The organism is Candidatus Zixiibacteriota bacterium (genome assembly GCA_016933955.1).
Taxonomy (GTDB): domain Bacteria; phylum Zixibacteria; class MSB-5A5; order GN15; family PGXB01; genus JAFGTT01.
This window is the reverse complement of sequence record JAFGTT010000009.1, coordinates 136,691-163,116: the sequence shown is the minus strand read 5'-3', so window position 1 is coordinate 163,116 and position 26,426 is coordinate 136,691. Positions and strand designations below refer to the sequence as shown.

The 26,426-nt window shown below is 47.8% G+C and carries 17 protein-coding genes; 14 read left to right on the top strand and 3 right to left on the bottom strand.

Translation table 11 applies throughout. From position 1 onward, the window contains the following. Positions 1 to 406 precede the first annotated feature (406 nt). From JXQ28_02855 to ggt, 4 genes are all read left to right on the top strand, one after another. The gene (locus tag JXQ28_02855) at positions 407 to 2,836 is read left to right on the top strand and encodes a S8 family serine peptidase (GenBank protein MBN2276666.1); all 2,430 of its coding nucleotides are present in this window, start codon (positions 407 to 409) and stop codon (positions 2,834 to 2,836) included. Between the two features lie 376 nt (positions 2,837 to 3,212). Next, positions 3,213 to 4,160, top strand: coding sequence for a T9SS type A sorting domain-containing protein (locus JXQ28_02850; protein MBN2276665.1), 948 nt, complete (start codon positions 3,213 to 3,215; stop codon positions 4,158 to 4,160). A 365-nt stretch (positions 4,161 to 4,525) separates the two neighbouring features. Next, on the top strand, positions 4,526 to 6,712 hold the full coding sequence (locus tag JXQ28_02845; protein MBN2276664.1) for a beta-galactosidase: 2,187 nt from the start codon (positions 4,526 to 4,528) through the stop codon (positions 6,710 to 6,712). Positions 6,713 to 6,745: 33 nt separating this feature from the next. Then, positions 6,746 to 8,455 carry a gamma-glutamyltransferase gene (gene ggt / locus JXQ28_02840; GenBank protein ID MBN2276663.1) on the top strand — a complete coding sequence of 570 codons (1,710 nt, stop codon included), beginning with the start codon at positions 6,746 to 6,748 and terminating at the stop codon, positions 8,453 to 8,455. Positions 8,456 to 8,470: 15 nt separating this feature from the next. On the opposite strand, the gene JXQ28_02835 is transcribed toward ggt, so the two are convergent. Continuing rightward, entirely contained in the window at positions 8,471 to 9,667 is a 1,197-nt protein-coding gene (locus JXQ28_02835) for a polymer-forming cytoskeletal protein (GenBank protein MBN2276662.1), read from the bottom strand. A gap of 134 nt (positions 9,668 to 9,801) precedes the next feature. On the opposite strand from JXQ28_02835, the gene JXQ28_02830 reads away from it, so the two are divergent. From JXQ28_02830 to JXQ28_02805, 6 genes are all read left to right on the top strand, one after another. Next, complete coding sequence (locus tag JXQ28_02830; GenBank protein MBN2276661.1) at positions 9,802 to 11,553, top strand: carbon starvation protein A; 1,752 nt, start codon at positions 9,802 to 9,804, stop codon at positions 11,551 to 11,553. 81 nt (positions 11,554 to 11,634) lie between these two features. Beyond that, complete coding sequence (locus tag JXQ28_02825; GenBank protein ID MBN2276660.1) at positions 11,635 to 13,197, top strand: sensor domain-containing diguanylate cyclase; 1,563 nt, start codon at positions 11,635 to 11,637, stop codon at positions 13,195 to 13,197. Next, complete coding sequence (locus JXQ28_02820; GenBank protein ID MBN2276659.1) at positions 13,198 to 14,184, top strand: hypothetical protein; 987 nt, start codon at positions 13,198 to 13,200, stop codon at positions 14,182 to 14,184. Positions 14,185 to 14,186: 2 nt separating this feature from the next. Then, the gene (locus JXQ28_02815; GenBank protein ID MBN2276658.1) at positions 14,187 to 15,374 is read left to right on the top strand and encodes an anhydro-N-acetylmuramic acid kinase; all 1,188 of its coding nucleotides are present in this window, start codon (positions 14,187 to 14,189) and stop codon (positions 15,372 to 15,374) included. 6 nt (positions 15,375 to 15,380) lie between these two features. Next, positions 15,381 to 16,661 carry a SpoIID/LytB domain-containing protein gene (locus tag JXQ28_02810; protein ID MBN2276657.1) on the top strand — a complete coding sequence of 427 codons (1,281 nt, stop codon included), beginning with the start codon at positions 15,381 to 15,383 and terminating at the stop codon, positions 16,659 to 16,661. A 255-nt stretch (positions 16,662 to 16,916) separates the two neighbouring features. Next, positions 16,917 to 18,017 (top strand): hypothetical protein, encoded by a 1,101-nt coding sequence (locus JXQ28_02805; GenBank protein ID MBN2276656.1) that lies wholly within the window; start codon positions 16,917 to 16,919, stop codon positions 18,015 to 18,017. Positions 18,018 to 18,090: 73 nt separating this feature from the next. Here the strand turns inward: JXQ28_02805 and JXQ28_02800 are convergent, their stop codons facing one another. Both JXQ28_02800 and JXQ28_02795 read right to left on the bottom strand, forming a co-directional pair. Then, on the bottom strand, positions 18,091 to 19,311 hold the full coding sequence (locus JXQ28_02800) for a glycosyltransferase family 4 protein (protein ID MBN2276655.1): 1,221 nt from the start codon (positions 19,309 to 19,311) through the stop codon (positions 18,091 to 18,093). A 345-nt stretch (positions 19,312 to 19,656) separates the two neighbouring features. Further along, positions 19,657 to 21,051, bottom strand: a complete 1,395-nt coding sequence (locus tag JXQ28_02795; protein MBN2276654.1) for an OmpA family protein — start codon at positions 21,049 to 21,051, stop codon at positions 19,657 to 19,659. A 263-nt stretch (positions 21,052 to 21,314) separates the two neighbouring features. Between JXQ28_02795 and JXQ28_02790 the strand changes: the two genes are divergently transcribed. The 4 genes from JXQ28_02790 (at position 21,315) to JXQ28_02775 (ending at position 26,323) form a co-directional block, all read left to right on the top strand. Further along, positions 21,315 to 22,025: an endonuclease V gene (locus JXQ28_02790; GenBank protein MBN2276653.1), complete on the top strand. Its 711-nt coding sequence runs from the start codon at positions 21,315 to 21,317 to the stop codon at positions 22,023 to 22,025. A 9-nt stretch (positions 22,026 to 22,034) separates the two neighbouring features. Further along, a complete protein-coding gene (locus JXQ28_02785) occupies positions 22,035 to 23,264 on the top strand; it encodes an amidohydrolase (GenBank protein ID MBN2276652.1) in 1,230 nt (409 codons plus the stop codon). A gap of 1 nt (position 23,265) precedes the next feature. Then, positions 23,266 to 24,726 carry a hypothetical protein gene (locus JXQ28_02780; protein MBN2276651.1) on the top strand — a complete coding sequence of 487 codons (1,461 nt, stop codon included), beginning with the start codon at positions 23,266 to 23,268 and terminating at the stop codon, positions 24,724 to 24,726. Between the two features lie 88 nt (positions 24,727 to 24,814). Continuing rightward, the gene (locus JXQ28_02775; GenBank protein MBN2276650.1) at positions 24,815 to 26,323 is read left to right on the top strand and encodes a VCBS repeat-containing protein; all 1,509 of its coding nucleotides are present in this window, start codon (positions 24,815 to 24,817) and stop codon (positions 26,321 to 26,323) included. Positions 26,324 to 26,426 lie beyond the last annotated feature (103 nt).

The following is a 26,426-nucleotide window of genomic DNA, read 5'->3' as shown; positions in this document are numbered from 1 at the left end:
CAACGGTAACAACGCTATCAACATTCTTGATGCGACGTACCTGATCAACTACCTGTACAAGAGTGGTCCGGCGCCGAAATGCGGCACAACGGGAACCTGATAGGTTTATAGCAGGTTATACATAGGGAGCCGTTTATAAAACGGCTCCCCCATAAAAGAGAGGAAAATACTTATCGCTGTTATGAGGGGGCAAAAAATCTCTATAAATGATAAAGATTGTTTGAATTGGCGTTAGTTTGTCCGATAAGGAAAGTAAGATATTCAACAATGAATTATGGGTGGAAGGGTCCAATAGTTGCCGGATAAAAAATCAATCTATCTATGGAAATTGGAAATAAACGATTCAATATAAATTATGAAAGAATTCATTTGGTGGCTTCTAATATAAGTGTTTTGTGGGGTGTTTATGCTTAAAAGCAGGCTTGTTATGTTCTTCGGTTTCCTGATTACCTGTGTGTTCATACTCGGCGTAATTCCTGGTAATGCCGTTTATTACGAGGGAAAAGGCCAGTCAAAACCGGTACTTATGCCGGGACGCCTGCAGGTCCAGTTTGAATCCGATGTCAATATCAATAAACTGGCGACTTCATTTGATCGGGTCAGTTTCGGGATCAGTACTCTGGATCAGGCTCTGGAGAAAATTGGCGCTCGCGAGGCCAATCAGATATTTCCATGGCGGCAGGGCGCCGATGCCATTGTCGGCGATAATGACATGTCAAAATTTTTTGAGGTAATTTTCTCTGAGGATCTGGATATAAATCAGGTCATGGAGGAACTGCTTCAAAATCCTTATGTCCGTTCCGTCGACCCGGTTTATGCCCTGCCTCTGGCAGGCATCCAGCCGGATGATCCGGAGTTTTACCGCCAGTGGGGTATCAAAAAAATCAATGATACCACCGCCTGGCTGTATGAGAAGGGTTCCGATACGGCCAAGATCGCTATTGTGGATAGCGGCGTTCGCTTTAAGCACCCCGATCTTGAAAGCCATATCTGGGTAAATCCGGGTGAGGACAATGACAACGATCTGGTTGTTTATGACGACAGCCCGGCCGATTCCAATGGTGTCGACGATGATCTGAATGGCCGGGTCGACGATCTGATCGGCTATGACTTCTTCTCAGGTTTCAGCGGCCTGACCTGCTGGGAGGGAGAAGACTGCAATACTCCGGATAACAATCCCGATGATTTTAATGGACACGGCACCCACTGCGCCGGGATTGCGGCGGCCATTACTAACAATGCCTATGGCGTGGCCGGCGTTGCCGGAGGATGGGGCGGCGGCCTGGGAGCCTATACCGGACCGCGAATCATGTGTCTGCGGGCCGGAGGTTCAGCCGTTGATCCCGATTTCGGTTATGAGGCCGGCTATATCAATACCGCCAATGCCGCTTCGGCCATCGACTATGCCGCCCGTATGGGCGCCGATGTTATCAATTGCAGTTTCGGTTTCCCGAGTTATTCGGATGCCACCTTTACCGCCGCTCTCCAGAAGGCCGACAGCGCCGGGGCGGTCGTCATTCATGCCGCCGGTAATGAGAACTCGACCACGGGAGATTATTACGATACTCACACCATCGGAGGGAAAAAACTGGTGGTTTCGGTGGCCTGGACCAATTCCGATGATCGCAAAAACTCATCGTCGAATTACGGCAACTGGATTGATGTCTGTGCGCCGGGAACCAATATCTATTCGACCTATTCCGATCATTATGTATCCACCCTGGCCTACGCCAGCGGCACCTCGATGTCCGCTCCGCATGTGGCCGGTTTGGTCGCCCTGATTCGCTCCCACGATCCCGAATACCCGCGCGATGACATCATCGACCTGATTAAAGATAACTGCGACTCCATGCCCAACGAACCGCTCTGGGTTACCGGTTTTCTCGGCTTCGGCCGAATCAATGCCTACAATTGTCTCGACAGCATGGCTACCGCCGCTTTCAGCGCCGGACCGACTCTGATAGGCGAAGAGGGATTGACGGTTGATTTTACCGATGAATCACCCTATTCGCCCACTTCCTGGCTCTGGGATTTCGGCGATGGTAGCCCGACTTCATCTTTGCAGAATCCCAGCCATACCTATGATGATTATGGATTTTATACTGCCAGCCTGACTGTCGAGGATCAATTCGGAACCAATACCGAGGTTTTGAAAAACCTGGTTATGATTACCGCCGACACCATCAAGTTCGGATCGGCTTTTTCATCGGCAACCATCGGCAATCAATTTGTTATTCCGGTTTATATGAGTAATAAATTCCAGGCCAAAAACATCTATCTGCCCTTCCGGGTCCGCGAATCCAATGGTAATATCCCCAGCTACCTGACTCTTGATTCCATCTCCTGGGTTGGACTGAGAACCGAGTATTTTGAGCAGATTAAAAAACAATACTGGGATCAAACCGGAAAACGTTTTGTCGTCACCCTGAGATCCAATCTGACCGGGGGCTCGGAATATCTGGCTCCGGATACCGGCCTGATTTTAAATCTTCATTTCCAGATTACCGGCTCGGTGCCGACCAATGCCTCGATTTTTATCGAGGATACGACCTTATCCAGCTACAATCTCGAAATTCAGTCGATTATTAATAATTATAAACCGGTGATGGTTCCCGGTCATATCGAAATTGCCATCTGCGATCGCGGCGATGCCAACTGGGATACGATGATTAATATTCTCGATGTCACTTTTCTGATAAACTACCTCTATAAAGGCGGTCTGCCGCCGGTGGCGACCTATTGCGGCGATGCCAACGGCTCGGGGAATATTAATATTCTCGATGCCACTTACCTGATTGCCTATCTCTATACCGGAGGTCCGCCGCCGCCCTTATGAGATTGACAAAAAAAGCAGACTTTGCGGCCGGTTTGAATTTACTCAAATCGGCCGTTTTTTTTGTTGACTCGGGATTGTTCAAATAGTATAATCATATTCTAAATATATGGGGCAGTTGTGCCCACGGATAAAGCAGGTTACCGGGGAGGTGAGAGAAAGGATTCAAAAACAAATATTCGGCACCGGTTACCTGGGTTGGAAAATGAGACAGGAAAATTCCGCAGGGAAGCCATTGGAAGATAATTAAATTGTATCCGAAAGCATCATTTCTTTAAAAAAATATTGATCTTATTCGTCATTTGTATTGTTATAATAAATAAGGTAGATTGACTAAAATCGGAAAATAAACTTTATAATTAAAGAATAGGAGTTATCAATGAAACGTAGTTGGTTAACGCTCTTAGTAACCTCACTGTTTGTCCTTGCTTCCGTGCCGGCCTTTGCGGATGCACACTATAAGTTTGTCATTCCGGATACAACTGATGACGGCTATTTACTGGCCGGAAGTGATATCTCGGTGGATGTCTATGGTCTTAACGATGCTGCAGATCCCATTATTACCACAAGCTGGGATTTTCGGTTTCGGGGAACCGGCGATTTGACTACGATTACATACAGAGGTGTGGGAGCTGTGGATTTGCAGGACGCGCGAACCCTGGATGATCTGGGTCTGAATATGATCGATCTTTACAATGATTGGGCTGGCACTACAATCTGGGCCTTAATCAATCAATTCTTCGGTGTTAGCGTGGATGGATCTCTACCGGACACAATTAATTATACTACTACGGGTCTCTCTGGATGGGCCACCAATGCCGAACCGGTTCACTACATTTCTTTCGCTCTTTCTCTACCGGCAAATGATACCGGAACCTTTTGCATAGATTCGGTAACGACTATTCCGGATGTGGATCCGCCGGGAAAATTCGACTGGCTGTTCGAAGTTAATGCTCATTTCAGGCTGGAAGAAACCGATCCGGTTAGCTACTGCTGGACAGTGGTCAAGCCGACCGATGTCAAGGAAGTTGAATCAAGCCTGCTCCCGACCGAATTCGAACTGGGCCAGAATTATCCCAACCCGTTTAACCCGAATACCAATATCCAGTTTGCCGTACCGAAAAAATCCCATGTGAATATTTCGATCTATAATATCCTCGGACAAAAAATCGCCGGTCTGGTTGACGATGAATACGCTCCGGGTTACTATGTCACCGATTGGAACGGTACTTCCGAAAATGGAACCGCGGTAGCCTCGGGTATCTATTTCTACAAAATCGAAGCCGATAATTTTAAAAGCACCAAGAAGCTGATGCTTCTACGCTAAAAAATTCGGATAAATATAACCCCCTGTCAACCGGCAGGGGGTTTTTTTATGTCATTGATATTCTGATTCATTCCCGGAACACTTTTAGTTATTTCCCGTGTTGGTGTAAGTTACTGTCTAATAATATCTTATTGATCGTAAAAGATTTTTTGTTGGACAACTCAGTCCCGGATAATTACACAATATAAATAACCTATTGAATAACTTTGTCTTATACGGTATTAATTTTATTTTTACGTATTGCCGACAGGAATCAGAGGAATTGAAAAGAAATCTTGTTGACTTGTTGCTCTATTTTACTTAAGATTCATACTGTGAAAGCATTGGGCTGTATTTCCGTAATTCTTTGAATAATAAGGTGTTATATGCTTGGAGTCGCTGACAACAAATTTACCATCGGAAAGGAAGTCTATTATCCGTTCTCGGTTGAGATGCATTATTTCCGCGTTAATAAGCGTTACTGGTCGATTTGTTTCGAAAGGATTAAAAAAGCCGGTTTCCGGATATTATCAACTTCTGTTCCATGGAATTTGCATCAGGACAATAACAAGGACATTGATTTCACCGGTTATAACGATTCCCGTAAAGACCTGGTTGTTTTTTTGGAATTAGTCCGTGAATTCGGCTTCAAGGTCATTCTTCGTCCCGGACCATGGATTAATGCCCAGTGGCCTAATGGCGGTTTTCCGCAGTTTTTATACAGCGATCTTAAAATCTTTGCCCGCGACTCCAGGGGGCAGGAACTGAAGCTCAAAAATGATGCCGGGGTTGAAGGTGGGTATTTGCCGAGCTATTTACACCCCCATTATCATCATTTTCTGAGGAATTATTTCAAAACCTTCATTGAGACCACCAAGAATTATATCCATCCTCGTGGCCCGATTTTCATGGTGGAACTGGATTATGAAACATCATTTGGCCGCTATCTGGATCCCGCCTCGGCCGATTATAATATCGATGTGGTGGCCAAATTTTACCCCGGTTTTCTGGCCTCCCGCTATGAAGACATAAAAAAGTTAAACCAGATCTACCGGATGAAGGCTGAGAATTTTGAGCAGGTTGAGCCGCCGCGAGAATTCAGCGAAATCGACATCCGCGACTTACCGCGCATATTCGACTGGTTCCGTTTCCGGGAATTCATGCTGAAATCATACTTATCTATTCTCGAAGATATCTTCAAGTCATACACGGTGGAACCGCTCTTTTTCCGGTCTTTGTATTTTCGACCGGGTGATTTTTTGCCGGCCTTTAATTTACGTTCACCCGACCGGGATCTGCTTCTGGGTGCCAATATTATGCCCGAGGGAACCTATTTTGATCTGGTTCAGAAAGGCCGTTACCTGCGCGGGGAGTATAATTTCGGCTGGGCCTCATCGTTTATTTCCGGGAAATCGGCAACCGAACAAGAACTGAGACTCACCAAACCGGCCTACCCGGACGGTTTGCGGCGGTTTTATATGGTGGCCGGTTTGATCGGCGGTCTCAATGGTTTCAACCATTACATGTTTGTCGATCGGGATCACTGGTATGGTGCTCCGCTGGCCAATGACGGTACCATTACCAACGGCTACGAAGTTATTCGCCGGTTTAACGGGGCAATAATGGATCTCAAGCTCAGTGAACTGGAACGATACTGCAAAATATGCATCATCGGTAACCGTCATTACCAGTGGATCCGGCTCCTGGATCGTCCCAAACAGTTTACCTATATCGAGTCGTTGCTCCGCGATTCCATCAGCGGTGTCTGTCGCGATTTGATGAAATTGAAACTGGACTATGATATCCGGGAGAGTCTTGATATTGACCAGTTGAAAAATTATAACCTGGTAATTATTCCCACTGCCGAATTCATGCCTGCGGCTCAGCAGGAAGCCATTGTCGAGCTTCTCAAGAAAGGCATCAATGTGGTTTTATGCGGCTTGATGCCGAAGTATGACGAGGAATTCCGGGACTGCCAGATTCTCAGCCGGCATTTGCGTATCAAAACTGCGCTCGGAGGCGGAATCGATCTGGTCAAGCTTTCCAAAAATTCCGCGAATCAGTTTACCACCGGATATTATGGGCATATTCTATCGACCGACAACAAGGTCAAGAAACTGGCCCGGATAAGCAAAAAAACCATTGGCGCCGCTTCATCGAAATACAAGGGAACCCTGTATCTCTTTACCTATAATCTCGGATCCAGCAGTGATCATAACAAAATGATCTTTCTGGAAGGCCTTCTGGCGGAATGCGGAATTGTCCCTTTCATGTATTGCTCCGATCCATCGGTCGATATGGCCGTTCTCAAGGCCGGCAAGAAGGCCATTCTATACCTGGTAACACCGCCCGCCGGTGAACTCTCATCCATGGCCGACACCTCCAGCCGGCAAGTCATAATCCGGATGGATTTGCGGAAGATCGGTATATCCTCGGCCAAATTGAAAATGACCGATTTGATGGTCGGCGAAGAGGGGCAGGCGACCGTGCTCACTTCGGACAATCTCCGGAAGGGTTTTGAAATAAACGTTGATTTCCCCGATGGCAAGATTTTCCTGATAGAAAAGAAATAATCCAATCACCCCAATTTCAGGGTATTTTCCGCCATGTACGAATATTTAAAAAAATCCATAGCTGTGGCCGGATTGATCTTTCTTCCGGCCTTATTGCTGTTCAATTGCGGTTCTGTCAAAGTTGAGACGCTCTACGAAAACGGGGGAGTGGCGTCTACCTCACCGATCGCCGCCGAAATCGGTCTGAAAATCCTTGAGGATGGGGGCAATGCCGTCGATGCGGCGGTGGCGGTCGGATTTGCTCTGGCTGTATGCTATCCCGAAGCCGGCAATATCGGCGGCGGCGGTTTTGCTCTGGTATATTCCGAGGATGATAAAACTGTCGAGGCCCTTGATTTTCGCGAGAAAGCCCCCTCGGCCGCCGGACGGGATATGTATCTTGACGATAGCGGCCTGGTGATACCCGGAAGTTCGTTGCTCGGGGCAAAAGCCGCCGGGGTTCCGGGGACGGTCGCCGGAATGTTTGAACTCTGGCGTCGCTATGGTACACGTGATTGGTATGAATTGCTTCAACCCGCTATCGTTCTGGCGGATACCGGATTCATAGTAAGCGATTATATTGCCCGCTCGATGGCCGAGCAAAAAGACTCGCTGGCCATTTTTCACGAAACCGGGATGATATTTCATCCGGACGGTCGTAAGCTGTTATCAGGCGACAGATTCATTCAAAAGGACCTGTCGGAGACTCTCGAACGAATTGCCCTCGATACATTAGACGGCTTTTATTCAGGCCGGACGGCCGAATTAATAGCCGCCTCCATGACCAAAAACGGCGGCCTGATCAGTCTTGAAGACCTGCAAAGTTATAATCCCGCCTGGAGGACCCCGATTCATTTTACTTTTGATTCACTGGATATTTATTCCATGCCGCCGCCATCCTCCGGCGGAGTCATCCTGGGCGAGATTCTGAAAATTCTGGAGCCGTTTGACCTGGCTCTCTATGGAGTCGGCTCGGCCGAATATATTCATCTGACCGCCGAAGCCTGCCGTCTGGCCTATGCCGATCGGGCAGTCCATTTGTGTGACCCCGAATTCACCGAAAACCCGATCACCGAATTACTTGATTCGGCTTATCTGGAATCACGGTGCAGGCTGATTGATCCTCATCTGGCCGGGAATTCCTCCAAGATCGGTTCCGGTTTACCTGAGAAGGCCGCCGAATCGGAATCGACCACCCATTACTGCATCGCCGACAGATTCGGCAATGTGGTCAGTTTGACCTACACGCTTAATACTTCCTTCGGCTCAAAGCTGGTAGTTGAAGGAGCGGGTTTTCTTTTAAACAATGAGATGGATGATTTTTCCATCAAACCGGGAGTAGCCAATGTCTATGGGCTGGTCGGGGGGCGAAGCAATGAAATAGCGCCCGGGAAACGCATGTTGTCGTCCATGACTCCTACCATCGTATTATACCGGGGAAAACCATGTTTGGCATTGGGGTCCCCGGGCGGTTCGAAAATAATAACCACCGTGGCTCAGGCCCTGATTGATTTTGACCGCTTCGGTATGAATCTGCAAGATATTGTCACCCAACCGCGTTTTCACCACCAGTGGCTTCCCGATACCCTGTTTCTGGAAACCGGGGGGTTCGATATCAATATCAAACAGGACCTCATTTCCCGCGGCCATATGATTTATGAAAGAAGCCGTTACGGCGATTTGCAGATAATCAGTATTAACAACGATAGGTTGATCACCGGAGCTTCCGATCCCCGGCATGAAGGCGTTTTCAGGGGTTATTGATTTATTTTAAGCCATTTAAACCTTTTGCGGTTTGTCGGAAGTGATCCCGGCCATGGCCACCCGGCATTTCCGGTTGAGAGATAGATGGCCCGCTACCGCGGCGCCGGTCCCTGCTATAAAAGTCAGAACATAGATAACAGTGCCGATCATCGGGATCTGGAAGACGATTGTCATCAGAAGCAGTCCGATTAATAATTCCCATCCCATCGCAATTTTCCGGCCTCTGGCCAGCAAACGAAAAACCAGCCGCCCAATCACAATGCTGACATAAATCTTGCCGACATAGAAGAGAAACACCCCCATCGCCATCAGGATGATTGCCAGCGGTATCCCGATTACCAGGACCATAAGTATTAGCGCCCCTACAGTAAATATCAGAAAAGCGAGAATACCGACAGCCAGCGAATACCAGAAACGCTTCTCGATGAATTCCGATGATTCGCGGGTATGATTATTGAACATGAGAATCAGCCCGAATCCGGTTATCAGTGCCATGAAAAATAATATAAACCGACTCAGTCTTGACAGAATATTCAGTCCATTTTCCGAATCCGGCTTGCGCTCTTTTTCTTCCCAGTAAATCTTTCCCTCAATAACGGCTTCCGGCGAGATATCGGCTTCAAGCGTTGATGTATAATCAAGATTTCCCTTTATAACTGCTGAAGAAAGAATGATTACATCCTGAGCCTCAATATGAACATCGCCCTCTATTACCCCGGATATTCTGACTGCATCGGCATTGATGTCGACATTTCCCTTAATATTGCCGTCGATTCGAATGTTTTCCCCGGCGAAATTAAGATCGCGCATAATAACGGCTTTATCCCCGATAATCAAATCCTTGCAGAAAGCCACGACATTGGATCCTGCCTGGCCTAAAATTTCACCCTCATAGGCAAACAACCGAACCGTTCTTTCGGTTTTACCTCCGATATAGGACCGGTAAGCAAACACATTGACATTTCCATTAATTTCACCGTCGGTATCGATTTCGTAGCAAAAAGCTGACAGGTCGCCGTTCACCACCCCGTAGATTTCGACGAAATCTCCGACGGAATAAGCATCATCGTCAATCATCTCGTTTTTTGAAACCAGATTGCCGCTGCTGGAAAGAAACCTGGAAGCCAACGTCAGGGAAGGAAGACCGACAAACAGAATTAAAAAAAGAAATATCGAACAGGCCCTGATATGCCTTTTTCTAAAGCTTTTCAAACCGGTTTTCATACTTAAAGATACGTTAAACCTAAGGCGATGTTCCATTATCCGAACTGCTGAAAAATGTTGCTAAATCTTATAATGATAATTATTATGTGTTATTATTGATAGCGATGCAATAAAAAACTGCCGTGAATATACTTACACTATTTCTTATTGCTCTTGTCTGTTTTATAATCGGTTATCGTTTCTATGCCCGTTTTATTGCCTCGCGGATGGGTGAGGATATTTCCCGCATTACTCCGGCCGTGGAAAAAAATGATGGCGTCGATTTCGTCCCAACCCGGACCCCGGTTCTTTTTGCCCATCACTATGCCACTATCGCCGGAGCGGGGCCGATTATCGGACCGACCATGGGAATTCTATATGGTATCGGACCGGTCTGGCTCTGGATCGTAATCGGCGGAATATTTTTCGGGGCGGTCCATGATTTTTCCGCCCTTTTTGCCTCAATTCGCGAAAAAGGCAGTTCAATGGCCGAAATTGCCCGTAAGGCACTGGGAGAAAAAGGCTTTGTTCTGTTTATCGCATTTACCGCCATCATGCTGATCCTGGTCACCTCCGCCTTTCTTTCACTAACCGCCATATCCCTGACGTCGGTCTGGCCAATTGACAAACTTGGTCTGGAATCCGGGCAAACACTTTTACATACCAGGGTTGTCGATGGTCATCAAATGGGCGTGATTGGCGGTATTGCATCGACATCCGTTATTATAATTACTTGTTTCTCTCCATTTCTGGGATTTTTGATTTTCAAAAAGTCCCTTAACACCTTGCTATCCTTTGTCCTGGCTATCTTTGTTTGCTTTATTTCAATCTATATTGGTTTTAAGATCCCGGTCAGTATGTCCGGTTTGACCTGGATGATTATACTTTCCATCTATGTCACCATCGCGTCCGGACTGCCGGTCTGGATGGTTTTGCAACCCCGCGATTTTATCAATGTCCAGATTCTTTATGCCGGTCTGGGAATAATTATGCTGTCGGTCATAATCGGAGGCTTGAGCGGCATCTCGACTGCCATGCCGATATTTAATCTGGCCCAGGGAAACCAACATATGGGCCCGGTCTGGCCGATGCTGATGATTATTATCGCCTGCGGGGCAATATCCGGCTTTCATGCCCTTGTGGCCGGGGGAACGTCGTCGAAACAACTGGCCCGGGAGGGCGACGCCAAAATGGTCGGATACGGCGGCATGATTCTGGAATCAGTCCTGGCCATCCTGGTTATCCTGACTATCGCTTCCTCCCTGAGTTCAACCGATTACCTTGCCATAACCTGGCCGATTGAGGGGAAAGGCAACCCGATTCTGGCCTACGCCCTCGGAGTTGGTCATTTGATGAATAATTCCCTGGGTGTCCCAACTGCCTATGGGTCTATTATCGGAATCCTTATGGTTGAAGGCTTTGTCGTTACCACGCTTGATTCCGCCGTCAGGCTTAATCGCTATATTTTCGAGGAAATGTGGCGACGGATGTTTAATCCCGTCCCGCCAATTCTTCGGCATTACTGGTTTAATTCCGGACTCGCCGTGGTCTTTATGTTTGTCCTGGCGGTATCCAACGGCTATCAACTAATCTGGCCGGTTTTCGGAGCCAGCAATCAGCTCCTCGCCGCCCTGACCCTGATTGCGGTTACGGTCTGGCTGAACATGGCCGGAAGGAAAAGCTGGTTTACGCTGATTCCCGCGGTTATTATGGTAGTAACTACCATCGCCGCCCTGATTTATTATCTCTTTGCCGAATATATTCCCGGTGTTAATGTTATTCTCATTATCACTGATATTGTTTTATTGATTCTTTCGTTCGGGGTTATTACCCAGTCAATTAAAAAGGTTCTCCGGCTTTCACACGATCGCAGAACCCCGGCCATTTCTTCATAATCTATTTGGCGGCAATAAATAAACCTGATAATCTGCCGATAATTCCAGAGAGCATCGGTAATAGGGCTCTTTATAAGAATTATGCGGATATTTCAGGACAAAGGGCGGACCATTCTCCCCAGCGTGGATTTTATTTTTCTAATTTCACGTCTTTTGACCATTTTTGGTTCGACCTGGTTTGTCATCAGTTCCGGACACAGTATCGAAGAATACACCTCGGTCAGCATCCTGGCTTTAGCCTATCTGATAACGCTCTATATTTTCTGGCGCCTGATTCGTCTTGGAAATCATGATATGCAAAAGCCTTATCTGGCTATTATGGTTTTTGAGATTGTCTTTATATCGATGATGATAAAAATTACCGGTGGGATACAATCCGATTTTTACCTTCTATACTACCTGACAGCCACCTTTACCGCTTACCTGATGACTATGCGGGCGACCCTGGTTTTGGCGGGGATTCTGTCAATTACATATCTGGTCGTGATCCAACGGGATATAACGATTGATAACGGTGTTGATCTATTCCTGAGAATTGGTTTAATCTGGTCTTTCCCGCTGGCCGTAGCATATGTTTCTGCCCATGTCCACCGCTCGGAGCAGCGTTTGCTCAAGCTGTTCGATACCTTGAACCAGAGGACCTCGGAACTCGAAAAATCACAGGCCAACCTGGAAATGATCTACGAAAACTCGAGAATTCTAGCCGGGATTCTTGATGTTGACGAAGTTATCGAAAATGTCATGAATATCACCGGTAAATTGCTGGCTTACCCGGCCAGCGGCTTGATCCTGATGGGTCATGGCGATAACCTGATATATCGAGGACGAAATATCAGTGGTCAGAATAATTTCCATCTTAAAGCCGTTGATGACCAGAAAGCCCAGCTGATCAATCGGGTGGCCAAACAGCCCGAACCACTGATAGTCATGAATATTGCCGGTCGCACCGATTATCCACCCTTGCGGATGAATACCTGTTCGGTAATGCTGGTTCCCATGGTGACGCACGGGAACATCAACGGGGTCCTGCTGGCGGAATCTCCACAGGAAGGTGCTTTCACCGAAAAAGATCTAAAAATCCTTTCGGTCGTCGCCCGGTCGGCCGGGATGGCTCTCGAAAATGCCACCCTCCATCGAAGGATGGAGGAACTGACTATTACCGATGAATTAACCGGTATCTATAACTATCGCTACTTCACCATGAAACTCAAAGAAGAACAGCGGCGAGCCTCGCGTTACGGATTGCCGCTCTCGATGATTATGCTGGACATTGACTGGTTTAAGAATTTTAATGATAATTACGGCCATGAAGTCGGCAATATCGTTCTGAAGGGTATTACCGGCGTCGTTAAAAAATGTATAAGAGATGTTGATGTGTTTGCCCGTTATGGTGGAGAGGAATTCGTAATTATATTGCCGCAGACGCCACAGGATGAGGTGGTAAAAATCGGGGAACGTATCCGGCAGCAGATTGAAACCACCGTTTTTGGGGGTGGAGATATTCCCGAACTGAAGGTTACGATCTCGGCCGGTGTCAGTTCGTTCCCGGAAAACGGCAAACCCAACGAGGAACTTCTGTCGCTGGTGGACCAGGCCCTGTATCGGGCCAAAGGCTCCGGCAAAAATACAGTGTGCGTGATTTAAATGATTGAACGGATCGGACAGCTTTTCATTACCGGTTTCGAAGGTATTACGCCCTCGGAAGAATTTCTGAAGAAACTCGCTTCGGAAAATATAGGCGGTATTATCCTTTTTGAAGAGCAGTGCAATCCTCATAAAAGCGCCGAAGAAAGTATCAAGAAAATCGCCTCGATTTCCAATGAAATACCGTTTGTAGCGGTTGATCAGGAAGGCGGTCGGGTTTGCCGCTTCCGGGGTGCTCCGGCTGAGTTCAAATCTCCGGCCGAATTCGGCCGCAAAAACGACCGCAGGCTCTACGAAGAGCAATTGAGCCGGTCGGTCTATTATATTCGATCCCTGGGTGTCAATCTCCTTCTGGCCCCGGTGGCCGATATCGGCCTGAAACAGGAAAACCAGTGTCTTAAAGGCCGCACTTTCGGCAAAACCCCGGCCCGGGTGATGCCATTTGTGGAATTGGCCGTAAGAATTATTCATAAAGCTGGACTCCTGACATGCCTGAAGCATTTCCCCGGTTTCGGCGCGGCGATCGATGATCCCCATAAGATGGTATCGCAAGCCGACTATGATCTCCAGATCTTTCTTAACCGGGAAGCCCTGCCCTTTAAGGCCGGGATCGACAGCGGGGCCGATATGGTTATGACGACTCATCTGCTTCTCCCCCGGCTGGATCATCGGATCGCGACCGAGTCCGAAATTATCTTGAATTTGCTCCTTCGGGAAAAATTGAATTTCGATGGAATTGCCATAACCGATGATTTGCTGATGGCGGGAGCTGACAGTATAGGAAACTTCGGCGAGCGAGCCCTGCGGGCCTTCAATGCCGGACATGATATTCTCCTTTTCGGCCGAAATCATCGGGCGGCCTTCGAAGCTGTGGCCTATTTCAAGGAGGAATACAAAAAAGGTAACATTGATGATGATCGGTTGAGTATCTCATTGGACAGGATATCCGGAATCAAGTCGAAACTGACCGCTTCCGTGATATTGTAATTATGCTGGATAAAGTATTCAGGAAGAAAAATCTGGTCGTCGTCGGTCTCAACGCCGGAACCTCGGCCGATGGTCTTGATCTGGCGGCCGCACGAATAAATTTTCAGTCTGTCCACCCGGGAATCAAATATATCACCGGGCAATCGGTATCTTACCCGACAGTTCTCCGCAGTATGGTCGATGATGCCATCAACAACCGTCTGAGGTCTCTTGATGAGTATATTTATCTCGATCGCCGTCTCGGTATCTTTTACGGTGAGCAGGCCTCTCGATTCTGCCGTAGCCTGATAAAATCCGGAATCAAACCGGATTTGCTCGGGTCCCACGGTCAGACCGTCCGGCATCTGCCGGGCCAGGTGAAAATCGGCCGCCGGATGGAAAGCGGGACCCTTCAGCCGGGTCACCCGGAATCGATTGCCGGGCGATGCGGGCTACCGGTGGTGGCTGATTTCCGGCAGGCAGATATCGCCGCCGGAGGCGAAGGGGCCCCGATTACATCTTATGCCATGTGGCTGTTATTCGGCAACAGCAGTCATCACCGCCTGATGCTCAATATCGGGGGGATTGCCAATTATTTCCTTTTCCCGGCCGGGGATAAAGCCGTGAAAATGATGGCGGCCGATTGCGGCCCAGGTAATTCGCTTCTTGATATTATCACCCGCAAGTTTTTCAACCGAATGTTCGATCAAGGCGGCCGGCTGGCGGCTCGCGGTGTCCCCTCGAGAAGACTGCTTCTGGCGTTGATGGCCGATAATTTTCTGAAAGGTAAATACGGACCCTCGACCGGACGGGAGCGGTTCGGTGAGCAGTTCGCCCGAAAAATTATCGGGATGGCCGCCGACCTGAAATTGAATAAACATGATATCCTGGCTACGACCACCGAATTGACCGCCGCGGCCATTGCCCGTACATTGAAGAAATTTCCGCGCAAATATGGTTTGAATGAATTTTACCTGTTCGGCGGCGGGATGAAAAATCCTTATCTGATTGAACGCTTGAAATTTTATTTCCCGGGGATCAGTTTTATTTCGGTTGACAGATTGGGTTTCAACCCGGATTATTTGGAGGCCGTTTGTTATGCGGTTATGGGTGGCCTGGCAGTAAAGGGAATTCCGTCCGGTTTGCCCCATATTACCGGGGCTCGAAAAACGTCCATGGCCGGACGCATTGTACAACCGACTCAAGGATAGGAGTCTATGAAGATTGAATCATCACCAGCCATAAACAAACTGATCCGGCCTTTTATCTATTCCGGGACCGTAATTTTATTGATAGTTATTGTCTGGGGATGTGCCGCGGTTCCCCAGCTTAAAGAGACTCCCGAAGCCACCTATGTCAGATTGCCGTTTGTCCGCATCCTCCTCAACGACAGCCGTCCGGAATTTACGATCTCGGGTAATCATGCCATTTCGCTGGAATGTATCCGCGACGACCGGAGTGTCGTTTATTATGCCTCGAAGCCGATTACTGTCAGCCAGGATAACGGTCTTATTACGATTTCAATGCGGACCGGGCGGATCGGCGACAGGTACAATGAAATCATCGTCACCCCGCGGGACAAGAACGGGCTTCTGGAATATGACCGTAAAAGTTACCGGGGGATGTTTAAGATCATGACCCGCGGTGTCAATCTGCAAATAGTCAATTATGTCCATATGGATGACTATCTCAAGGGTGTCGTCCCGCCGGAAATCGGTAATGTCGGCGAGGATGAATACGAGGCTATCAAGGCCCAGGCGGTGGCCGCCCGCACCTACTCCATGAGTCATCTGGCGCAATATCCCGATAAACCGTACGATATGAAATCGGATGTATCTGATCAGGTCTATAATGGGGTCGAGGTTGAAAAAGAGATTGTTTCCAAAGCTATCGATGATACCAGGGGATGTGTGATAAAGTACCGTGACAAATTGATAAACGCCTATTACCATTCCACCTGCGGCGGAAATACCGATGATATCGATGAAGTCTGGGATAAACCCTCCGAACCATACCTGCGCGCGGTGGCCGACAGCGGTTACTGCTCCTGGTCGAAATATTATCACTGGCGGGAATCCTATACCGCCAGGCAACTGCAGATGCGTATCGAGCATTACCTGTCCTCGGACCGCGGCCGCGAAATTCATATCGGGGATATTACCGATATGTATGTCAAAGGACGTACTGCCGGTGGACGAGTCGCGGAATTGACGGTCCAGGCCACCGACGGCAGTTATACTTTCGGGGCTGACCGTCTTCGCTGGGTGTTTCTCCGCTCCTCGAACCCGGAATTGATTCTGCAATCGGCTCGTTTTGAGATCGAGACCAAGCATGATGCCAACGGTCTTCTGACCCGGGCCGATTTTATCGGCGGCGGTTACGGTCATGGGGTGGGGATGTGTCAATGCGGCGCGATCGGAATGGCCCGCCAGGGCAAAAAATTCGACCAGATTCTGAAGTTTTACTACACCAGCGTGGATATCACCAAGATATACTGATCGCGACAAATTCCGGCCCGACAATAAAATACAGAATTCGGTGAATTTGTCATTGTATGAATTCCAGATTTCGCCTATATTGAAATACAAACTGCTTGGATAATCGAATCAGTTGGGAGGGGTCATTAAACCATCGTTTCAATTGTGACTGATGACTCTTAACTGCTTTCGGAGGTTCCGGCGCCGAACCGCCTGTAAAATTATTTACGGGGACGCCCCGTTGGCATCCCCTTTTCCATGAGTATGCATCCGCAAATGAAAGCCATTATCCTCAATTCCCGGCAAAGTTCACGACCCATCGGAACCGATCCGTGGATTCAATGCACCCGGCAGGCGGCCAACGAGGCCGCCTCACGCGGATATACCCTTCTCAATTCCGTCGGGATGAACAGCTGGGAAATCGGCCTCTCCCTATCCCTGGAATTAAGATTGCCAATAAGATTAATAGTCCCCCTTGACAAAAGCCGAGAGCCCGAAGAAATAAAGAAATATTATATAGAGCAATTCGACCTGAGCCGGTCAAATATCGAATGGTTGTTTCTTGAATCCAAAAGTCGCGGCGACCACAGGCAATTGTTCCCGCAGGAACGCGATCGGATAATAATTAATGAGGCCGATATTATCTATCCGGTTTCAATTCGCCCCGGCGGAAATCTGGAAGAACTTATCAATAAAGCTTCCGGAACGGGAAAGAAAATTGTCACCCGGTTTCAGGTTCCGTACGCCGACAAACATCACCCATGCAACTCCGGGCCGAATCTGAAACAACTCGATCCAACCATTGATACAAAACTGCCGGGATTTTTAATCCATTGGACCCGCGGCGTCACCGGTCCTTGGCCGGGCGAGCGATATATCGATTATTATCGCGCCATAACCGGCAGTAATCATCATTATCCTCGAAACGCTCTTGAGACATTACTTCGGATTCTTCGGGAACAAAGACTTCGGGCTTCTTCCCGTCATCAACGCGCCGGAATAGAGGCGGTTTCCTTTTCGTCACTTCCCCCGACCGCCGCCGCCGGTTTGATGAAATGGCGGGCCCGCTATTCCGAGATGACTTTTGAACCATACGGTCTTGCCTTCGACGGCAATTTTGCCGGGACAATCGGAATACGAAAGGTTTTTTATGGTTCCTCCGAGATGTGCCGCTATCTCGATAACAATGACAAACCCTATTATCAAAATATCGGGACTATTGGAAACTGGATGCCGGAGAAGGAATATCGGCATATCGGTGATATTGATCTGACCTGCCTTCCCCGCGACAGAATGGCTTTTATTGTCCGGAAGAAGGAAGAAATCGCGTCGGTAAAAAGCTTGTTCAATGGTCCGGTTTTAAATCTTGAGAAATAGTTGACGGACTGCCCGGTTTAAATGAAAAAATGATTTCTATAAATCGATTAAAAAAAATTGAACGGAATACAAATTAACGGGTATTGATATCTTCCAGTAATTTCAAATATCGGTCAGCCCACTTTTCACGGGAATAATACTTGCTGACGAATTCGTGGTACTTCTTTCCGATTCCCTCACCATCGATTTTTTGATCATGCAAGTCCCGGATGATTCCGGCCAGTTGTTCCGGATTGTTCGATGAGAATGTCAAAGCGCCTCCGGCCCGATTCAATAACTTGCTGGTTTCACCGTCCTGCAAACCGAAAGCAATCGGCCGCCCGGCCGCCATATATTCGAAAATCTTGCTTGGCAATGCGGCTTTGGCCACCGGGACATCTTTCAGGCATTCCACCAGGACATCACCGGCCTTGAGATAATACGGAATCTCCTCCAGCGGCTGTAAACCCACAAATGATATATTGGTCAGGTTGTACTGCCCTGCCAGCGTTTCCAATGACGCCCGTTTCTGACCGTCTCCGACAAATACGAAATGATAATGCTTATTGTCCGCAAGCAACCTAGCCGATTCCACTATTGACTCCAGTGGTCGCACCCATCCCAGCGTCCCGCTGAATAATATCAAATACTTGTTTTCCCAACCGTGCTTTTTTCTGATTCCGTTGGAATGACTGCTGATAAAATCGTTGCCGACCCCGGATTTAACTGTTGTCAATTTGCGCCTCGGGATACCTTCCTGATATATTATATCCTCAATTCCATGAGTGGCGCAGGCAATATGATCCGCGCGACGATAAATAAATCGCATCATTTTCCTGATGGCGTTGGTAAACGCCGATTTTTTCAGGTTGCCGAATTGCTCACCCGATTCCGGCTGAATATCACGAATCTCGAGAACATATTTCGCCCGTCGTATTCGGCTTAAGAGGTAGCCGATAACCGCCGATGTTACCGGGGGGGATGAGGCCAGGATCAGATCAAATTTGCCTCGAATGCGGAAACTGTTAATGAGGGTTGATATCAAAAATGTCACAAAACCCAGCATCCGTTTTTTGGGCTGAGCATTCGAAGCCGGCAGAACATAGGATCGGCAGATATCAATCCCGTTGATCATTTCCCGATGAAAGAATTTTCCACGATAACCGTCCGGCACAACCCCATCAGGATAATTGGGGATAGCTGTCAACACCGTAATTTCATGTCCATTATCCTTAAAATGGTTGGCAAATTCAAAAAGCCGCCTGACGGCGCCTTTTTCCGGTGGAAAATGTTGTGTGACAAGCAGTATTTTCATACTCAATCTGCGTAATTTAAACGGCTAATCTACTATTCCGAACCCGAAAACGCAATATAAAAAATAAGTGACGACTCAATCCTCAGGGTTAAAAAGGCCAAAAACAATCAAATCTGAACCAATTTCTCCTATTTGCCGTAATTAAACTACTGCCTTATTTTAATCGGACGCATATGCCTAGGGAATTAACAAAAAGATTTTGATAAGTCGGGGTTTATTAGGTGGAATTCCTTTTGTCAAATCACTCCCTGAATACGATAGCTCCTTATTATACGCATTATTCCATAAATCGATCGTATTATAATATCCTAATGATTTCAAAAAATCAATACCAGTCAGGATAAATTATCTAAAAAATACTAATTCGACCCGTCTGTTTTTCTGCCGGCCTTCACGGGTATCATTCGATGTAATAGAGTTTGTTTCACCCTTGCCATTCGCAATAAGGCGTTTTGTATCAATACCCTGCTCCACCAGGTAATCTCTGACCCGGTTGGCCCGCTTCTGAGAAAGCTGGCGATTGGCCTCATCCGTGCCGATATTGTCGGTATAACCGTTTATTTCGACCTTAATATCGGGAGCTCTTAAAAGCATCTTGACCACATCATCCAGGATGACTTTGGTTTCGCGATCGAATTCAAAAGAGCCGGAATAATACTTGATATTCAAAATCATAGGTTTTTCGAAAATCGTAAGATCGAGACATCCGGATTTATTCACCGGTAAACCCGGTTGAGATTGGGGACAATCATCCAGACCATCAAAAACGCCGTCATTGTCGCTGTCTACGGGACAACCATTGGCATCGATTTTCGCCCCGACGGGGTTATGGCGGCATTTATCTAGGAAATCAGGTATCCCATCGCAATCGGTATCGACCGGGCATCCCCGGGTGTCAATCATGCCCAGTGCCGCCGCCGGTGTCCCGAGGCAAATATCATCGGTATCGGGAATCCCGTCCTGATCGGAATCCATATTGGGATCGATCATTCTGGTCGGTCCGATTTCAGTCGGAATCGGCCGTTCGGTTTCTTCTTCCCAGCGCGGTGCAAGATATTGCGCTGTCGGTTCCGGTTTGCGTTGATCGATCGAACCTCCGAATTGATAGGCAATATATATTCCCGATTTCAAATTCCAGTGACCCAGTCCGTCTTTGACCGTTTGAGAAAATTCCCGACCGCCCCCGGTCAGGTAGTTAATATTCACATCCAGACCGAATTTCAGCCGGCTTTTAAAATCATATTCCAAACCAATCCTGGACGCCACGAAAACCTCATTGGCCGAGAAATTGATTTGTTCACCCCGCTCACCCTCGGTCTTAAGTAATTCTCCCGATACAGGATCAACCATTTCCCAGAAAGATAACCCCAGTCCCAGTCCGCCGCTAAGCCCGAAAGACCCTCTCGATGGGTAAATCCTGCGATAAAATATAAAAGCCAGATCATATCCTTTCCAGGCCCGAACCCGATTCTCGGCATCGGATCCAAACTGGAATTCGGATCGAGCGGTTGAATCACTGTAAATTTTAAAATAGGAAAAATCTATTCCCAGCCTCCAGCGGTTGGCGAGACCGGCGTCGAGTTTGATGACATAGTTGGGATCAAGAGCCTGCCAGGGACGGGAACCTCCATTGAGAGTTGCCAGTCCCCCGCCAAGCCCGATAGCATAGCGGCTTTGCCCGGTGACCGAAATCGGTACCAGCAAAATAATGATAGTCAGAAAAATGCCACCGGTTTTCATGGAATAAATTTCATAGCTTGAGACCGGTAATGCAATAAAAAAGATTATTAAAATATCGTCCGGATCATCATTAATTGACCCGAAACTTATCTGATAATAAAGTTTGACAAAGGCCGGGATTGTTATTATTAATACAGTGTTTCTGGTTTGCTGATAAAATCACCGTCTATAATATCAATAGCCAAAGAAAAATCTTTGGTCTGTGCATCTGTGTATTACGACCGGCGGTATTTCGATCGGCCGGGATATGTGAGGGTCCAGTTGTGAAGTTTCAACCGTTGCATGAGTGGCCATCAACCCCCGGCGAGGCCGTAAAAATCCAGCAGCAGTTCAAATCCTCAATTATTCTTGAAAACGTTCTTGATAAGATCGAGACCATCGCCGCAGTTGATACAGCCTACAATGTCGTTAATAATCGCCTTTATGCCGCGGTTGTGACACTTAAATACCCGGATTTGAATGATGTTGAGCGGGCGGTAGCGGAAATGGAAGCGCAATTTCCATATATCCCGGCCCTGCTGGCCTTCCGTGAAGGTCCCGTAATTCTTAAGGCGATTTCACGTCTCAAACGAAAACCCGATGTTATCATTTATGCCGGACATGGTATTGCCCATCCCCGTTCCTTTGGCATGGCTTCCCATATTGGATTATTTACCGACATCCCCTCCATCGGATGCGCCAGAAAAGTTCTTGTTGGTGAACATCGGATGCCCGGACGAGTCAAGGGCAGTTGTTCGCCTCTTTCTTTCCAGGATTCGACAGTCGGATTTGTTTATCGCACCAAGGGTGAGGTCAAGCCGATGATTATCTCACCGGGTCATAAATGTGACCTGAAAAACGCCCTGGAGATTGTGGTCAATTGTCTGTCCGATTTCCGGATGCCCGAACCCCTGCGCCAGGCCCACCTGTTTGCCAGCAAATTCAAGCAATCCTCAGCAAAGAAATTCCACCAGGGCGGCGTAGTATCCAATTAAAGGTATTGATTGACAGAATCTTTTTCCCGTCGTAAACTTCGTATAACCATGGAAATCACCGTCAAACATATAACGGGTATGGCCGAGGCCCTGCTTCCCTACCAGATTGAATTCCGTCGGCATCTGCATCGCCGCCCGGAATTATCCAACGAGGAATTTGCCACTACAACACTGATTAAAAAAGAGTTGGCCCGCCATAAAATCAAAATCCGGCCGTTACACATGAAAACCGGGGCTGTTGGTTTAATCAATCCCGGCCGGAAACCAGCGGTGGCGCTTCGAACCGATATTGACGCCCTGCCGATCTCGGAACGCACCCATTTGCCGTTTCGTTCTGAAATCGAAGGCCGTATGCATGCCTGCGGTCACGATATTCATATGGCCGTGGTTCTCGGGACAGCGGTCATACTTAATCGCCTCAGGGAACAGATACCGGGATGTGTCGAAATTTTGTTTCAACCGGCCGAGGAAGCTCCTCCCGGAGGAGCCGAACGCCTTATCAGAGAAGGGGTTCTGGATAAACCGAAAGTGGAGATAATATTCGGACTCCATGTTGATCCGACTTTGACCACCGGCCGGATAAGTCTGCGCGATGGCCCGACAATGGCGGCCGTAATCGATTTCGATCTGACCATTATCGGCGAAGGGGGCCACGCCGCCGTGCCCCATCGGGCGGTTGATGCCATTGCCGTGACTGCCGAGGTCATCGATTCGGTTCAGAAAATTATTTCCCGGGAAGTCAACCCTATGAAATCGGCTGTGATTACTTTCGGTAAGATAAAAGGCGGAACCACCCGTAATGTTATTGCCGACCGGGTTCAGTTAAGCGGTACCATCCGCACCCTTGATCCGGCGAATACCCGGCATGTTCCCCGTCTGCTGAAGCGAACTGTGTCGGGAATCTGCCGGGCCAGGGGAGCGCGTTTCCAGCTTGATTTCCTGACCGGGTACCCGGTTCTTGCCAATCATGCTTTGGTTAACCATATTCTGGAAAAAACTTATATTAAACTGCGTGGTAAGAAATATATCGAATTGACCCCGCCCACCATGGGTGGCGAGGATTTCTCCTTTTATCTTGAGAAAGTTCCCGGAGCCATGTTCCGGCTGGGCATTAAGAATAAAAAAATCGGAGCCGATAAACCCTGGCATTCCCCCGAATTTGTCGCCGATGAAAAAAGCATTTTTCACGGAACCGCGCTTTTAGCGCTGGCTGTCCTGGAGTATTTTAAGGGTACCTGATATGCGTGCTTTCCGTTGGTCGGTCATTCTTTTTTTTCTGGTTCTGGTCCCATCGGGAAATCAGGCCGATGAATTTATTCGTAATTTAATTGTCAACTACTCTGATTTCTCCTATGTATCATCAATCGCCGTCGGTTATGAATATGTGTATTTCGGAACCTCCAACGGAGTCATTCGTTACAACATTTCCTTTGACAAATGGGATGATCCTCTGACCGGTATCGAGGGATTGGGAAATCAGGTTATTCATGATATTCGGGCTTCGTTCGATGATGAGAATGTCTGGGTTAAAACCGATGCTGGTATTTACAAGTATATCGAGACTTTCCGAAGATGGGATCCCGATGATGAACTGCCGCAACCTGACGAACATAATATTCATCTTCTGCCGGACCCGCATTATTTCGCACCGTGGGGTTACAATTACATGCCCAACGGGGCCCTGGTCGATGATTATGGCCGGATTTATCAAATTACCGATATCGTCAAAGACAACTGGACCCATCTCTGGCTCGGAACCTGGGGACTGGGCCCCGCCCGGGCCGATGAAACCGGCCGCATGATAGAACTGCTTAACTATGGTCTGCTGGGGACAAATATGGCCGTCATCTGCAATGACGGAGGGCGACTGTGGATAGGTGGTCCCGCGGATGACTCCTATCGAAACGGCGTTACGATTTATGATTGGAACAATAACATCTTTCAATATATCGAACCGACACCCGATCTGATTAATACCGCAATCGATATCAATGATATTTCCGTCAACAGCCGGGAGGCTTTTGTGGCCACCGATAACGGTCTCTGGGTTATTGATAAAAACGAACTGACCATTGTGCGGCGGCTGACCAGGAGATCGGGACTTACCGATGACCGGGTCTTAAGCGTTCTGGCCACCGAAAATAATATTTACGCTGGAACGGAATACGGTCTGGGAATTATCGATATCAATGATGATTCAACGGCCCAGATGGTTCAAACCATCCTGCCGTCGCGGATTATCTATTGTCTGGAAAAAATGGACAACGATCTCTGGATCGGAACCGATCAGGGGGTTTTCAGAAAAGGGCTGACAACCGGCCGGGTCGAACGCCTGACCGCCCGGGAGGCCGTGCAGTTCGGGCGGATATTCGATATTAAAAACACTTCGAATAAAATCTGGATTTCCGGGGATGAATTGATATCGATCGAAAAAGGAAGTGCCGAGGTTGAGGTTTTCCCTGAAATGGAATCATACAGCGGCGTTTATTGTGTGGCGGTCCGTGACACCATTCTTGCTCTCGGGACCGGAAAGGGACTGGTTATCAATTTCGGCGGACGAAACCCGTATAACCGGCTGTTCACCATTGGCGATGGTTTGCTTTCCAATGATATTCGCGATCTGATATTCGACGGCGATTATCTCTGGCTGGCCTCGGATAGCGGTTTGACCCGGTTCTGGTATCTTAATCCCGCTCTGTAATTGACCTTAAATATTAGTTGAATAATAAGTTAATATTTTATATTTTTTTAAACACGATCATATATGGGTTGTGAGTCGGGATTGAAGAATGACGTTTAAGATCGGAAAACTTGAATCCACCTTGATTCTGAAAGTCTTACTGGTATGCCTGTTGCCAGGCAGTATCGTTTTGGGCGCGGATCAGGATTTTTTCGACATTTATACTCTTGAAATTGAGGGCGAAATACAAAATTATCTGACCGGGGATTTTAATGCCGATAATCTGATGGATATCGCCCTGATCTATTCACCTCTCAATGATCCCGGAACCCGATATATTGGGCTTTTTCTGCAAAAGAGACCGGCCGGATTTAATACCAATGCCGACTATTTGACCGCCATGGCTCCCGGGGTGGCCCAGCTGGATGTGGCCGATATGGATAATGATGGCCGGGATGAAATATTCCTTATGAATGGTGATGGCGTTTCAGTGGTCAGCTTTTCGGTCGAGAGTGGATTTTCCGGCCCCGTCAAAATTATCCGGCAAAACACCGTCTATTCAGTGCCAATTTTCCATGATATTATTGCCGACAGATTTATATTTGAACTTAACAGCGCTCCCGGATTGGAATTCATTCTGCCCGGTCCGCGGGGATATGTTATTTATGAACGGGGCGACAATGGTGAATATCAGGTTCTTACTCAGCTCTCCGTGCCGCTCTGCGGCACCACTCCCGTACGAACCATAAAAGAATTTACCAGTCACAGAAATTCCGACTGGAATATACAACTGGCCGAAATAAATGTTTTCGACGGGAATCTTGATAATCACCCGGACCTTTATTTCCTCTGGGATAGAAAGGTTTGCGTCTTTTTCCAGGATGCAACCGGCAATTTCAGCCAGACACCCGATGTCGAAAGGATTTTCTGTTCCGATGCCGACCGGGGCTATATTCAAAGCCGGATTATTGACTACAACCGCGATGGACGGCTGGATATTGCGGTTGCTTATGTCGGCGGAGGAATCACCAACACGGAATCCAGAATCCGTTTCTATGTGGCCGATCAGAAAGGTATTATCGAGACCAATTATCGCAAGGAAATTACTCTTTCGGATTCGCATTGTAATTTCCTTATCGGTGATTTTAACGGCGACGGGGTTTCCGAAATGGCCCTGGCGGCTATTGAACTCGGGGCGCTGGCGGCAACCAAGATGTTCCTGATGAAAAACGCGGACCTCCATCTGCTGGTTTTTCCTTTCGATTCCGGCCTTCCCCGGGATGAACCGGATCGAAGAATGAAATATGAATTCCGGTTCAATTTCGATGATCCCCAGCCTATTGTCGAGGTTTCATTGGATTGGTCGGATGATTACAATGGCGACAATTTGCATGATCTGGTCTTTTCCGATGGCAATGGGAACCTGAAATTCTACTGGGGCAGGGAAAAGGAATACCTTTCCAAAAAGCCGGATCTCGAAATATCACTGGATCATCCGCTGGAAATACATCCGATACATTTGAATAAAGGAACCATGTCCGATATCATCGTGGAACACAACCTCAGCGGTCGGCTGGATCGCCTGACAGTGCTGAAAAACAGAAATAATATAAATTAGCAAAGGGTCAAACTATGTCAGACTGGGAATTTCCGCTTTGTCTCAAATGCAATAAAGGGCGACTTCTGCCTCTCTCGGATTATGGGCGGGAAGGTGCGACTAT

What these genes read in the sequence shown, in the direction of transcription:
- JXQ28_02775 (MBN2276650.1), top strand. Translation starts at nt 24,815, where the DNA reads ATGACGTTTAAGATCGGAAAACTTGAATCCACCTTGATTCTGAAAGTC.
- JXQ28_02780 (MBN2276651.1), top strand. Translation starts at nt 23,266, where the DNA reads ATGCGTGCTTTCCGTTGGTCGGTCATTCTTTTTTTTCTGGTTCTGGTC.
- JXQ28_02815 (MBN2276658.1), top strand. Translation starts at nt 14,187, where the DNA reads ATGCTGGATAAAGTATTCAGGAAGAAAAATCTGGTCGTCGTCGGTCTC.
- JXQ28_02855 (MBN2276666.1), top strand. Translation starts at nt 407, where the DNA reads ATGCTTAAAAGCAGGCTTGTTATGTTCTTCGGTTTCCTGATTACCTGT.
- JXQ28_02800 (MBN2276655.1), bottom strand. Translation starts at nt 19,311, where the DNA reads ATGAAAATACTGCTTGTCACACAACATTTTCCACCGGAAAAAGGCGCC.
- JXQ28_02850 (MBN2276665.1), top strand. Translation starts at nt 3,213, where the DNA reads ATGAAACGTAGTTGGTTAACGCTCTTAGTAACCTCACTGTTTGTCCTT.
- JXQ28_02845 (MBN2276664.1), top strand. Translation starts at nt 4,526, where the DNA reads ATGCTTGGAGTCGCTGACAACAAATTTACCATCGGAAAGGAAGTCTAT.
- JXQ28_02805 (MBN2276656.1), top strand. Translation starts at nt 16,917, where the DNA reads ATGAAAGCCATTATCCTCAATTCCCGGCAAAGTTCACGACCCATCGGA.
- ggt (MBN2276663.1), top strand. Translation starts at nt 6,746, where the DNA reads ATGTACGAATATTTAAAAAAATCCATAGCTGTGGCCGGATTGATCTTT.
- JXQ28_02820 (MBN2276659.1), top strand. Translation starts at nt 13,198, where the DNA reads ATGATTGAACGGATCGGACAGCTTTTCATTACCGGTTTCGAAGGTATT.
- JXQ28_02810 (MBN2276657.1), top strand. Translation starts at nt 15,381, where the DNA reads ATGAAGATTGAATCATCACCAGCCATAAACAAACTGATCCGGCCTTTT.
- JXQ28_02825 (MBN2276660.1), top strand. Translation starts at nt 11,635, where the DNA reads ATGCGGATATTTCAGGACAAAGGGCGGACCATTCTCCCCAGCGTGGAT.
- JXQ28_02795 (MBN2276654.1), bottom strand. Translation starts at nt 21,051, where the DNA reads ATGAAAACCGGTGGCATTTTTCTGACTATCATTATTTTGCTGGTACCG.